The 12089-nt window shown below is 72.3% G+C and carries 9 protein-coding genes and 1 pseudogene; 3 read left to right on the top strand and 7 right to left on the bottom strand.

What is annotated here, in order from left to right; all coding sequences use genetic code 11:
* Positions 1-6 precede the first annotated feature (6 nt).
* The 4 genes from OUY22_RS02195 to OUY22_RS02180 form a co-directional block, all read right to left on the bottom strand.
* The gene (locus OUY22_RS02195) at positions 7-1740 is read right to left on the bottom strand and encodes a glycoside hydrolase family 2 protein (protein ID WP_270152989.1); all 1734 of its coding nucleotides are present in this window, start codon (positions 1738-1740) and stop codon (positions 7-9) included.
* Positions 1737-3032: an MFS transporter gene (locus tag OUY22_RS02190; RefSeq protein WP_270152988.1), complete on the bottom strand. Its 1296-nt coding sequence runs from the start codon at positions 3030-3032 to the stop codon at positions 1737-1739. Before OUY22_RS02190 ends, OUY22_RS02195 begins: the two co-directional genes overlap by 4 nt.
* Before the next feature lie 100 nt (positions 3033-3132).
* A complete protein-coding gene (locus OUY22_RS02185) occupies positions 3133-4029 on the bottom strand; it encodes a sugar phosphate isomerase/epimerase family protein (protein WP_270152987.1) in 897 nt (298 codons plus the stop codon).
* Positions 4030-4041: 12 nt separating this feature from the next.
* Positions 4042-6138: a PQQ-dependent sugar dehydrogenase gene (locus tag OUY22_RS02180; protein ID WP_270152986.1), complete on the bottom strand. Its 2097-nt coding sequence runs from the start codon at positions 6136-6138 to the stop codon at positions 4042-4044.
* A 247-nt stretch (positions 6139-6385) separates the two neighbouring features.
* Here OUY22_RS02180 and OUY22_RS02175 point away from each other — a divergent pair, with 247 nt between their 5' ends.
* Both OUY22_RS02175 and OUY22_RS02170 read left to right on the top strand, forming a co-directional pair.
* Positions 6386-7477, top strand: a complete 1092-nt coding sequence (locus OUY22_RS02175; RefSeq protein WP_270152985.1) for a trypsin-like serine peptidase — start codon at positions 6386-6388, stop codon at positions 7475-7477.
* A 73-nt stretch (positions 7478-7550) separates the two neighbouring features.
* Positions 7551-8366, top strand: a complete 816-nt coding sequence (locus tag OUY22_RS02170; protein WP_270152984.1) for an SAM-dependent methyltransferase — start codon at positions 7551-7553, stop codon at positions 8364-8366.
* 4 nt (positions 8367-8370) lie between these two features.
* Here OUY22_RS02170 and OUY22_RS02165 read toward each other — a convergent pair whose 3' ends face one another.
* Positions 8371-9186, bottom strand: a complete 816-nt coding sequence (locus OUY22_RS02165; RefSeq protein WP_270152983.1) for a helix-turn-helix domain-containing protein — start codon at positions 9184-9186, stop codon at positions 8371-8373.
* A 431-nt stretch (positions 9187-9617) separates the two neighbouring features.
* On the opposite strand from OUY22_RS02165, the gene OUY22_RS02160 reads away from it, so the two are divergent.
* Entirely contained in the window at positions 9618-10583 is a 966-nt protein-coding gene (locus OUY22_RS02160) for an endonuclease/exonuclease/phosphatase family protein (RefSeq protein ID WP_270153075.1), read from the top strand.
* A 96-nt stretch (positions 10584-10679) separates the two neighbouring features.
* Here OUY22_RS02160 and OUY22_RS02155 read toward each other — a convergent pair whose 3' ends face one another.
* Positions 10680-11864, bottom strand: coding sequence for an NAD(P)/FAD-dependent oxidoreductase (locus OUY22_RS02155; RefSeq protein ID WP_270152982.1), 1185 nt, complete (start codon positions 11862-11864; stop codon positions 10680-10682).
* 3 nt (positions 11865-11867) lie between these two features.
* Positions 11868-12089: pseudogene (locus OUY22_RS02150) on the bottom strand (transcriptional regulator); the annotation flags it as partial.

Below are 12089 nucleotides of genomic sequence, written 5' to 3'. Positions count from 1 at the left end.
TCTCCTTCAGGGGTTCCGGTTCAGGGTGAGTCTCCGGTTGACCGCGCGGACCAGGTCCTCCGGGAGTTTCATGACCTCGCGGTCGTAGGTGAGCAGCCCGTTCAGCTCGTCCTCGACGTCGGAGAGCTGGGTGTAGACGGTGGCGCTCAGGCCGCGCGGGACCGCCGGGGCGATCTGGTCGGCGTGCAGCCGGGCGAAGGCGGCGCCCAGCCGGTCGGGGGTGTCGTAGCGCCGGTAGCCGAAGGCCCGGTCGTTGAAGGTGTGGCCGTCGACGCGCAGCCCGTAGCCGCCGTACTCCGACAGCACGAGCACCCGCCGGTCGCGGCGGCGCGGCACGCGGAAGCGGCGGAAGTAGACGTGCAGGCTGCGCAGGTCGCCCGCGCCCTGGTCGTGCCAGCCGCTGGCGTGGTCGACGGTCCGCGTCGGGTCGAACGCGGCCAGCTCCGCCGCGACCCCGGCCGCGTCGAACTGGCCCCAGCCCTCGTTGAACGGCACCCAGACGGCCAGGCTCACCACGTTGCGCAGGTGCTCGACGGTCTCGCGCAGCTCGGCGCGGAACCGCTCCCTGCCGGGCCTGCGGAACAGCCTGTCGGGGAGGTGGAAAGGGACGATCGCCGGGGCGGTGACCAGCAACGGGTGGTAGCGGCCGCCGCCGTTGACCAGGTCCTGCCAGACGAGCATGCCGAGCCGGTCGCAGTGGTGGTACCAGCGCATCGGCTCGATCTTGATGTGCTTGCGCAGCATGGTGAAGCCGAGCCGCTTCATCGTGGCGATGTCGTGGATCATCGCCTCGTCCGACGGCGGCGTGTACAGGCCGTCCGGCCAGTAGCCCTGGTCGAGGACCCCGGCGTGGAAGTACGGCCGCCCGTTGAGCAGCAGCCGGGGCACCCCGTCGGCGTCCGGCCCGATCCCGTACGAGCGCATCCCGACGTAGCTGGTCACCCGGTCCGCGCCCAGCTCCACCGTGACGTCGTACAGGAAGGGGTCCTCCGGGGTCCACGGCCGCACGTCGGGGATCGGGACCCGCACGGGCCGCCCGGCGGGGACGGTGGCGCGGGCGACGACGGACCCGGCGGCGAGGATCTCGACGCGCGCCTCCCCCGCGGCGGCGTGCACGGTCACCTCGACGCACGAGTCGGCCAGGTGCGGGGTGAGGGTGAGCCGCTCGACGTGCGGGTCGGGCACGCGCTCGGCCCACACGGTCTGCCAGATGCCGGACTGCGGGCTGTACCAGATGCCGCCCCGCTCCAGCTTCTGCTTGCCGCGCGCGTGGTGGCCGGTGTCGGTGTCGTCGCGCACCGCGACGGTCAGCACGTTCTCGCCGTCGCGCAGGGCGTCGGTGACGTCGCAGCTGAACGGGAGGTAGCCGCCGACGTGACTGCCGGTCTCGACGCCGTTGACCAGCACCCGGCAGGTCTGGTCCACCGCGCCGAAGTGCAGCAGGACCCTGCCGCCGTCGCCGAACCCGTCGGGCAGGGTGACGGCGCGCCGGTACCAGAGGGTCTGGCCGGGCAGGAGCCGCCGGCCGACGCCGGACAGCGGGGCCTCGGGCGAGAACGGCACCACGATCCGGCCGTCGTACGTCCCGGGCTCCTCGCCGCCGGTGATGCCGCCGGTGATGGCGTAGTCCCAGTGGCCGTTGAGGTTGAGGTAGCTGTCGCGGACCAACTGGGGACGGGGGTACTCGGGCAGGACCGCCTCGGGGTCCAGGGCCCTGCCCCAGCGGGTCAGCATGCTCATGCGGCCTCTCTCTTGCGCAGCGCCAGGACGGGGACGGCGATCAGCAGCAGCACCACGGCCGCGGCCAGGAAGACGGCGGGCGTGGGCACCTGTCTCAGCACGCCCAGGTCCTCGTAGTACGCGTCCGCGCCCCGGATGACGAGCGCACCGACGTACGGCCCGATCAGCATCGGGATCAGGATGGCGAACACCATCCGCAGGCCCTGGACGTGTCCCGCGTGCTCCGGCGGCGTGTGGTCGCGGACCAGCGCGCCGATGGTGGCGGCGACCAGCATGAGGCCGGACATCAGCACCAGGCCGGCCGCGATGACCGCGAGCATGCCGCGCGCGGGGAGCATCGCCAGCAGCCCGGCGGCGTAGACCGCGAGCGCGGGCAGCAGGAAGCGCGCCTTGCCGACGCGGTCGATGAGCCGGCCGAAGCCGACGGTGACGACGGACGCCCCGGTCAGCACCACGCCGAGGACGACCGCGTACGCCTCGATCTGCAGGTAGCGCTGCAGATAGATGATCAGGTACGGCAGGAAGACCTGCGTGGAGACGCCCCAGATCGCCCACGCCGACAGCAGCAGGTAGAGGGCGGGGTTGGCGCGCATCGAGCGGGGGCGCAGGCCGTGGAGGAGAGCGTCCAGGACGCCGCCGCGGGTCCGGGGCCGGGGCCGGTCGGGCCGGTCGCGGACGAGGAACCAGGACACCACGCCGACCACGGTGATCACGGACCCGACCACCAGGAAGAACTCCCGCCACTGCCCGGCCCGGGTGAGCGGGTCGAGCGCGCCGAAGACAGCCAGCATCGACACCAGCGGCATGATCGCCAGCACGGACTCCACCCGGCCGCGGTTGGCCGGCCGCGTCACGTCGGTCACCCACGCCTGGAAGGCGGCGTCGTTCGCGCCCGAGCCCAGGAACGACATGACGCAGTCGAGGACGATGACGGCGGTCATGGCGAGCAGCACGGCGTTCGCGGCCGGCGCGAGGCCGGCCACCGTGTCCACGGTGACCAGCCCGAAGGCGGCCGTGGACAGCCCCCACAGGACGTAGCCGGAGGCGATGAAGACCCGGCGCCGGCCGGTGCGGTCGGACAGCGCGCCGACCAGCAGCGTGGCGAGCGTCGCGGTGAACGCGCTCGCGGCGACCATCGTGGCGATGGCGGCGGGGTCGTCGGTGATCGTGTCGTACAGGAACACGTTGAGATACATGTTCTCGACGGTCCAGGCGACCTGCCCGACGAAGCCGACCACGACCAGCGCCGCCCAGCGGCGGGAGCCCAGCCGAGCCGGGACTTCTGGTGTCACGGGCGACAGCGTATAGCTACAGATCAACACAAACTGTCTCGATCAGGACAACCCCGCCCCGGGTGGACCCCCATGCGGGATCCACCCGGAACGCCCCCCACTAGTAGCGCAGCTTCCGCAGGTAGCGGTAGCCGACCTCGGACGTCTGGCGCGGCGTCACGTCCGGGGTGTCGTTCTCCACGATGTACTCCTGGACGCGGTGCGCGTCGAACACCCGCCGGAAGTCGATCGTCCCGGTCCCCAGGTCCGCCATGTCGCCGTCAAGGTGCCGGTCCTTGACGTGGTACTGCAGCACCCGCTGCGGCGCCCGCCGGATGACGTCGATCGCGAACTTCACCGGGTCGCGGGCGCCCCGGCCGACGCCTCCGGTGACCGCCCAGTAGATGTCGATCTCCAGGTGGACCAGGCGCGGGTCGAGCTCGGCGGTGAGCACGTCCCACGGGGTCCGGCCGCCGCCGAGGTCGATGGTGAACTCGTGGGCGTGGTTGTGGTACCCGTAGCGCAGCCCGGCCTCGCGGGCGGCCCGCGCCTCGACGTTCATCCGCTCGGCCCAGGCCTTCCACTGGTCCAGGCTGTCGGAGTTCAGGTACGGCACGACCATGTAGGACTGGCCGAGGGTCAGCGCGTTCTCGATCTTGGTCTGCAGGGCGGCGTCGTCGGGGCTGATGCCGTCGTGGCTGGAGGTGGCGCGGATGCCGAGCCCGTCCAGGAACGCGCGGAGCTCCTTGGCCGTGCGCCCGAAGTAGCCGAGGGCCACCTCGATGCGCGGATAGCCGATCTCCGCCAGGTAGGCGAGGGTGGCGTCGTAGTTCTGCGCGAGATCGTCGCGTACGGTCCAGAGCTGCATGCTGATCTGGCCCGGAGGGACGGGACGCCGCTTGCCGGGGTGGTGCGGGCCCGCGGCGGCGGCGGGAGAGGCGGCGGCGAGCGCCGCCGCGCCGAGGCCGAGGCCGGCGGCGAGCAGGGACCGCCGGCTGGGGCCGTAGCCGTAGCACATGAAAGGTTTCTCCTAACGGGTGGGCTGCAGGACGACCTGGTCGGTGCCGGTCAGCTCGGGCAGGCCGCCGGTGCCGGGGTCGGTGTAGTTGGCGACGAAGACCCCGGTCAGCTCGTCGTTCTCCGGATCGTGGCCGCCCGGCTCGGTGGTCTGGATGGAGCCGGTGCAGCCGCGGGCCGTGGTCTGCGGGTGGCCGTGGTCGTCGTGGCCGAGGACGTAGTCGACGGTGACCCGGGCGCAGTCGATCGGCTGGTCGTCGGTGACCCGCACCTCGAACTCGACCACGTCGCCGAAGGAGAACGCGTCGCCCTCGGCCGGGCGGAGGATCTCCACGACCGGGGCGTCGTTGCCGACCACGATCCGCACCGACGTCGAGGCGGACCTGCCGCTCGGGTCGCTGACCCGGAGGGTGGCGTTGTACAGGCCGTTCTCCGTGTACGTGAACGACGCCTCGGGACTGCGGGAGTCCACCCTGCCGTCGGCGTCGAAGTCCCACGCGTACCGGAGCCTGTCACCGTCGGCGTCGGTGGTGCCGGCGCTGGTGAACCGGACGGTGAGCGGGGCGCGGCCGGCCGTCGCCGACGCCGCGGCCACGGGGACGGGCGTGTGGTTGCCGGTGTGGCCGATGTAGTCGATGCGGGCCAGCTGGGCGTCCGGGTTCTCCCGGAAGTAGCCGTCGCCGTACTCCAGCACGTAGAGCGCGCCGTCGGGGCCGAACTCCAGGTCCATCGGGTTGTCGAAGACGATCGACGGGAGCACGTCCTCGATCCGCCCGCCCGGGTGGAACGCCTTGACGTAGTCGCGGGTCCACTCGTAGAAGAGCGGGACGCCGTCGTAGTAGCGGGGCCAGCCGACGGCGTCGCGGCCGCGCGTGTTCCGCGGGTCGAAGGCGTAGGCGGGGCCGGCCATCGGCCCGATGCCGCCGGTCTCCAGCTCGGGGAACTCGGCCGACGGCCCGTAGGTGTACCAGACGTCCGGCTGGACGACGGGCGGCAGCTCGCGCCGCCCGGTGTTGCGCGGCGAGTCGTTGACGGGCGCGGCGCAGTCGAACGCCTCTCCGGAGGTCCCGGTCGCGAAGTCGTAGTCGATGTACGGGAGCCGCGCCGTCGAGCAGTAGGGCCAGCCGTAGTTGCCGGCCTTGCGGACGGTCGTCCACTTGCCGTGGCCCGCCGGGCCGCGCGCGGGGTCGGCGTTCCCGGCGTCGGGCGAGTAGTCGGCGACGTAGAGGTCGCCGTTGCGCCGGTTCAGCTCGATGCGGAACGGGTTGCGCAGGCCCATCACGTAGATCTCGGGCCGGGTGCCGGGGGTGCCGCGCCGGAAGAGGTTGCCGCTCGGGATCGAGTAGGACCCGTTGTCGTTCACCTTGATCCGCAGGATCTTGCCGCGCAGGTCGTTGGTGTTGCCGGAGCTGCGCTGGGCGTCGAACGCCGGGTTGCGGCCGGGGCGCTCGTCGATCGGGGTGTAGCCGTCGGAGAAGAACGGGTTGGTGTCGTCGCCGGTCGACAGGTAGAGGTTGCCCTTGGCGTCGAAGACGATGTCGCCGCCGACGTGGCAGCAGATGCCGCGGTCGACCGGCACGTCGAGGATGCGCTGCTCGCTGCGCAGGTCGAGGGTGTCGCCCGACAGGCGGAACCGCGACAGCCGGATCAGGCCCTCGAACGGCTCGAAGTCCTCCGCCGAGCCGGTGAACGGGGCGTCGCCCTCGTTCACGTCGGGCGTCGCGGGGTCGTCGACGGGGGTGTCGAGCGGCGGCGAGTAGTAGAGGTAGACCCAGTCGTCCTTCTTGGAGCCCTGCCCGAAGCCGGGGCTGAGGGCGATGCTCTGCAGGCCCTCCTCGTCGTGCTGGTACACGTCGAGGTCGGCGGCCAGCGTGTTGAGCCCGGTCTTCGGGTCGTGTAACCAGACCTCGCCCTTCCTGGTCGTGTGCAGCACCCTGGAGTCGGGCAGCACCGCCAGGTCCATGGGCTCGCCGGGGTGGTCGTTGAGGGTGACCTTCTGGAACCGGTCGTCGGGGGGCGGGGCGCTGACGGTCTCGGCGGCCTGGGCGGCCGCGGCCGGCATGAGGATCGCCGCAGCAGTCACAGCCGCGATCGCGGTTCTCGCTCTCATGCCTCTCCCTTCGGTCAACGTGAGGGATGAGTGAGGGCAAATCAACGTGAATGTAACCCGAGTTACGCCGACCGACGAGGGCCCAATCGCCGGAAGCCCGCCCGACTTCCGCGTCTGATTGGACAAAGTCCCACCGGCCACCGTGATCACCGGATCGGGGCCATACCCGTACGCGATCGCCTTGAGGAAGATGGACGGCCCCGTGCGTACCTCATGACGGCAGATTCCGGTCTTCGGGAGGTACGTCATGCACCGCAGAGTCGCCCTGATCTCCGCCGCCGCGCTCGCCCTGGCGGGCGCGCTCGTCCCCGCCGCCCAGGCCCAGGCAACCGGTACGACCGATCACCGGCCCGTCCGCTGGTCCGGCGCGGACTCCTGGTCGGAGCGCAGGGCCGTCCTGCAGTACTGGACCACGCAGCGGCTGCTGGCCGCGCAGCCGATGGACGCCATGGCGGCGCCCCGCCGCGCCGCCCGGTCGACCGGCCCGACCAGGGGCGAGCCGTGGGCGGCCAGGGGCACGGCGTCCCGGTCGGGACAGCGGACCCCGGAGCGGACCCCGGAGCGGACCCCGGAGCGGACCCCGGAGCGGACCTCAGGGCCGACCCAGGACTCGGCCCGCGACGGCGCCGCCCTGCGGGCCGCCGTCCCCAACAGCCGCGGCCTGCGGTGGACCGACGGCGGCGCCGTGGTGCGCACCAGCGGGCGGCTGTTCTTCACCACCGCCGGCGGCGGCAACGCCTCCTGCTCGGGAACGGCCGTGACCAGCGCGAACGAGAGCGTGGTGATGACCGCCGGGCACTGCGTCAAGCTGAACGGGGCCGCGCACCGCAACGTGGCGTTCGTGCCGGCCTTCGACAACGGCCGGCGCCCGTTCGGCACCTGGGTGGCGACCAGGCTGCTCACCACGCAGCAGTGGAACGCGCGCGAGGACATCAACTTCGACATCGCCGCGGCCGTGGTGGCGCCGCTCCAGGGACGCACGCTGACCGACGTCGTGGGCGGGCAGGGGGTGGCGTTCAACCAGGCGAGGCAGCGGCAGATGTTCGCCTTCGGCTATCCGGCGGCCTCGCCGTTCGACGGCTCCGACCTGATCTACTGCAGCGGGCGGGCGTTCAACGACCCGGTCGCGACCCGGGGCCAGGGGGTGCCCTGCACGATGACCGGCGGGTCCAGCGGCGGCGGCTGGTTCCTCGGGTTCGACGAGACGACCGGGGTCGGCATGCTCAACTCGGTCAACAGCTTCACGTACGACTTCGCGCCCGGCTTCATGTTCGGCCCGTTCTTCGGTGACGAGGCGATGGAGGTGTACCAGGCCGCGCAGAGCACCGACGCGCTGTGAGAACGGCCGGTGGAAAGGGAGGGGCGGCGGCGCTACGTTGAACGGCGTATCCCGACGTAAGAGGAGAATGCGGATGACGAGTGAGTCCCCTCCCCCCGGCCAGGCCCATCGCATCGACACCACCGTCCCCCACCCCGCGCGGATGTGGAATTACTGGCTCGGCGGCAAGGACCATTACGACGTCGATCGCGCGGCGGGCGACCAGTTCAGCCAAGCATTTCCGGACATTGTGCATATCGCTCGTCTATCTCGTCATTTAATATCCCGTGTCGTGCGTTATCTGGTCACTGAGGCTGGTGTCCGCCAGTTTCTGGACGTCGGGACGGGGCTGCCCACGGTCGACAACATCCACGAGGTCGCCCAGCGCGCCGACCCGGCCTGCCGGGTGGTGTACGTGGACAACGACCCGCTGGTGCTGACCCACGCCCGCGCCCTGCTGGTCGGCACGCCGGAAGGCGCCACCGACTACGTCGAGGCCGACCTGCGCGACCCCGAGCCGATCATCGCCGCCGCGGCCAGGACGCTCGACCTCACGCAGCCCGTCGCGCTGATGCTGATGGGCATCGTGGGCTTCGTGAGCGACGAGGAGGGCGCGCACGCGCTCGTGGCCCGGCTGATGGACGCGCTGCCGCCAGGCAGCTACCTGGCCCTGTGGGACGGCGTCAACGTCGTCACCGGCGAGGCCCTCGACCAGGCCCAGGAGGAGTACAACGACAGAGAGGGCGTCCCGTACAGCCTCCGCAGCCGGGAGCGGTTCGGCGCCTTCTTCGACGGCCTGGAGCTGGTCGAGCCGGGGATCACCTCGCTCCCCTTCTGGCGGCCCGACCCGGACCCGCTGGCCGAGCTCAAGGAGGTGGACGCGCTGGTCGGCGTCGCGCGCAAGCCGTAGGGCCCTACAGCTCCGCCATGATCTCGCGCAGGATTTCGGGCGTGGCCGTGGGCGGCGGCGCGTGCACGCTCAGCTCGTCCAGCAGCCGGCGGTACGGGCCCACCTCGGAGTCCTTCGTGAGGTACTGGGCGCCGGCGAGATGCTCCAGGTAGACGATGTCGCTCAGCTCGGCCTGAGGAAAGCGCAGCAGGGTGACGGGACCGACCCCGCCCACCGCGACCTCGACGCTGAACGGCAGCACCTGCAGGGTGACGTGCGCCAGCCCGGCCATCTCGACGAGGTGGCCGAGCTGGGCGCGCATCACCTCGCGCCCGCCGACCACCCGGCGCAGCGCACCCTCGTCCACGATGACCCAGAGCCTGCGGCCGGACGCCACCAGGTACTCCTGGCGCCGCATCCGCAGCGCGACCCGCAGGTCGACCCGCCCCCGCGCCTCGCCGCCGTGACCCCTGGCGATGACCGCGCGGGCGTACTGCTCGGTCTGGAGCAGACCGGGGACGTACTGGATCTCGTACGTACGGATCAGCTCGGCGTCGTGCTCCAACCCGAGGAACTCCTCGAACCAGTCGGGGACCAGGTCGCGGTACTCCTGCCACCAGCCGGGCTGGTTGGCCTGCTCGGCCAGCAGCAGCAGCGGCGCCCGCTCCGCCTGTCCGGCGAGGCCGTACAGGGTGAGCAGGTCCTCCACGTCGCGCATCTTGAAGCCGCTGCGCCCGCCCTCCATTCGGCTGATCTTGGAATGCGATCCGCGAATGGCGTATCCGGCCTGCTCGCGGGTGATCTTGCTGGTCTCGCGCAGCCTGCGCAGCTGTGTGCCCACCAGAATCCGCAAGGCGGTCGGGCCCACGCGCTGGAGCTCCCCACCCGAAATTCCGGTCAGACCCCCCAAATCACGAGAAGTCGACATTTTCGCTCCCCAATTTCTTCGCCGCCCCACCCCTGGCCCGGCTTGCTCGGCAATACTGCCACGCCCATTACCGCATCACCATAAAGGACGACGACCCGTGAGCGCACCGTCATCACACCGGCAGGGAAAAGGGGGTATCAAAAACGCGGCGCCCATCGCGGGGGAAAGCACCTCCACCGCGCCGAGCGGGCTGACCTGGAGCCGGTCCGGCAGGCGGTGAGCCGGAGCGCCGCCGCCCCGGTGCGGCGCTGGACCGGCGACGTTCAGGCCAAGGGGTTCCGTGATCTCCCGTGGTGACGCTCATGGGAGTTTAAGAATGGCCGCCTAGATTCGTCGCCGTGCTCATGGAAGAGGCCGGCGGCGGGCCGGCGCGGCGGGCTCGGGCGGTGCGGCCGGTCCTGGTGGTGGCGGTGGTGTTCGCGGCCGGGACGGCGATCCGGCTCGGCGGGCTGGAGAGCGGGTTCCTGCTCGTGCCGCTGGTGTCGTTCACGCCGTACTTCGCGGTGGCGGCGCTGGTGGCGCTGGCCTTCGCGGTCCGGGCCAGGAGCCGGGCGGCCGTGGCGATCCTCCTGGCGGTGTGTCTCTGCCTGACCTGGCTCGTGGCGCCGCGCGCCGTCGCCGACGCGGCGCCGGCCGAGGGACGGCCGCTGCGGCTGCTGACCGCCAACCTCAACGGCGGCCGCGGTGACGCCCAGGCCGTCGTCGACCTCGTACGGGAGCTCGACGTGGACGTGTTCAGCGTGCAGGAGCTCACCTGGGCCGCGCGCGAGCGGCTGCGGGCGGCCGGGCTGCGCGAGCTGCTGCCGTACGAGGTCAGCCACCCCATGCCACGCGGCCCTGAGGGCAGCGGGATCTACGCCCGCCACCCGCTGCGGGAACGGTCGGGGCTGTTCCGGCCGGTGGGGCACCGCATGCCGGTGGCGCAGGTGGCGCTGCCCGGCGGCGCGGCCGTGGAGGTGGTGGTCGTGCACCCGGTGGCGCCGGTCCCGTGGACGGTGGACGAGTGGGAGGCGGGGATCGCGAGCCTGCCGCCCGCCCCGTCGGACGGGCCGCCGCGCGTCCTGGCCGGCGACTTCAACGCGACGCTGGACCACGCGGCGTTCCGGCGGCTGCTGGACACCGGCTACACCGACGCGGCGGCGGCCACGGGGCGCGGGCTGTCGATGACCTGGCCGGCGCGCCGGTTCCCGCCGCTGGTGGCCATCTCCCACGTGCTGACCGACGGCCGCGCCGACGCGGTGGCGACGCGGGTGCACGCCGTCCCCGGCTCCGACCACCACGCCCTCTTCGCCGACCTCCGCGTCCGCTGACCCGCCGGCCGGGGCGTCAGGCCAGGGTCGCGTCAGGCCAGGGTCGCGTCAGGCCAGGGTCGCGTCAGGCCAGGGTCGCGTCAGGCCAGGGTCGCGTCAGGCCAGGGTCTCCGGGAGGGGGACGGACGGGTCGGCGAGCTTGGACCGGTCGACAGGGGCGGCGGCGCGGATGAGCGCCTTGATGTCGTCCGTGACGTCCCAGATGTTGACGTTCATGCCGGCCACGACCTTGCCCCCCGACAGCCAGAACGCGATGTACTCGCGGCCGGCGAGGTCGCCGCGGATCACCACGTCGCCGGTCTCGCCGGGGCGGACCCAGCCGGTGTACTCCATGCCGAGGTCGTACTGGTCGGTGTAGAAGTAGGGCAGCCGGTCGTAGGACACCTCCCTGCCGAGCATGGCGCCCGCGGCGACGGCGGGCTGGTTGAGTGCGTTGGCCCAGTGTTCGACCCGGATGTGGGCGCCGAGCAGCGGATGGTAGGCGCGGGCCACGTCGCCGGCCGCGAAGATGTCGGGGTCGGAGGTGCGCAGCGAGGCGTCCACCACCACGCCGTCGTCGACCTCCAGCCCGGCGGCCTCGGCGAGCCGGGTGTCGGGCTCGACGCCCACTCCGGCGATGACCGCGTCGGCCTCCACGCGGCTGCCGTCGGCCAGCAGGACGCCGTCCCCGACCTCCTGGATCTCGACGCCGAGCCGCAGGTCGACCCCGTGGGCGCGGTGCAGGTCGGCGAAGGCCGCGCCGAGGCGGGGACCGAGGACGCGCAGCAGCGGCTGGTCGCCGGCCTCCAGCAGGGTCACCTCCACGCCGGCCAGGCGGGCGGCGGCGGCCACCTCCAGGCCGATCCAGCCCGCGCCGACGATCGCCACCCGGGAGGCGCCGGCCAGCACCTCGCGGATGCGCTCGCTGTCGTCGACCGAGCGCAGGTAGAGGGCGTCGCCCGGAAGGCGGCGCGGGGTCGCGCCCGTGGCCAGCAGCAGCTTGGCGTAGCCGTGCCGCTCGCCGGTGGACAGGACGACCTCGTGGGCGGCGCGGTCGATCTCCGTCACCTCGACGCCGAGCCGCAGGTCGACGTCATGCTGGTCGTACCAGTCGGCGTCGTGGACGAAGATCTTGTCGCGCTCGGACCTGCCCTGCAGGTAGGACTTCGACAGCGGAGGCCGCTCGTAGGGCAGGTGCGGCTCCGCCCCCGCCACGACCAGGCGGCCGTCGTAGCCCTGCTCGCGCAGCGCCGTCGCGGCCTTGGCGGCGGCCAGGCCGCCGCCGGCGATCACATAGGTCATCGGTCAGGCTCCTCTCAGTTCGACGCAGCAGGCGCCCTGGCGCGGGGCGGGACAGGCCTCGGCGGTGGGCGCGTCCAGCCCGTCGAGGAACCCGGCGAGGAACGCGTGGTTGACCGCGCACACCAGCTCGGGGTCCCGGGCGGCCAGCGGGTGGAAGGGGCAGTTGCGCAGTCGCAGCAGGGTCGGGGTGACCCGGACGGGCTCGAAGCCGTGCCGGTCGAGCAC

It is taken from the genome of Nonomuraea corallina (assembly GCF_027620315.1).
Classification (GTDB): domain Bacteria; phylum Actinomycetota; class Actinomycetes; order Streptosporangiales; family Streptosporangiaceae; genus Nonomuraea; species Nonomuraea corallina.
Note: the sequence above shows the minus strand (reverse complement) of the source record. Positions and strands in the feature narration are given on the sequence as shown.

Bases quoted from the DNA above. Each gene is read 5' to 3' on its own strand.
- OUY22_RS02195 (WP_270152989.1), bottom strand. From the start codon at position 1,740: ATGAGCATGCTGACCCGCTGGGGCAGGGCCCTGGACCCCGAGGCGGTC.
- OUY22_RS02185 (WP_270152987.1), bottom strand. From the start codon at position 4,029: ATGTGCTACGGCTACGGCCCCAGCCGGCGGTCCCTGCTCGCCGCCGGC.
- OUY22_RS02180 (WP_270152986.1), bottom strand. From the start codon at position 6,138: ATGAGAGCGAGAACCGCGATCGCGGCTGTGACTGCTGCGGCGATCCTC.
- OUY22_RS02175 (WP_270152985.1), top strand. From the start codon at position 6,386: ATGCACCGCAGAGTCGCCCTGATCTCCGCCGCCGCGCTCGCCCTGGCG.
- OUY22_RS02170 (WP_270152984.1), top strand. From the start codon at position 7,551: ATGACGAGTGAGTCCCCTCCCCCCGGCCAGGCCCATCGCATCGACACC.
- OUY22_RS02160 (WP_270153075.1), top strand. From the start codon at position 9,618: ATGGAAGAGGCCGGCGGCGGGCCGGCGCGGCGGGCTCGGGCGGTGCGG.
- OUY22_RS02155 (WP_270152982.1), bottom strand. From the start codon at position 11,864: ATGACCTATGTGATCGCCGGCGGCGGCCTGGCCGCCGCCAAGGCCGCG.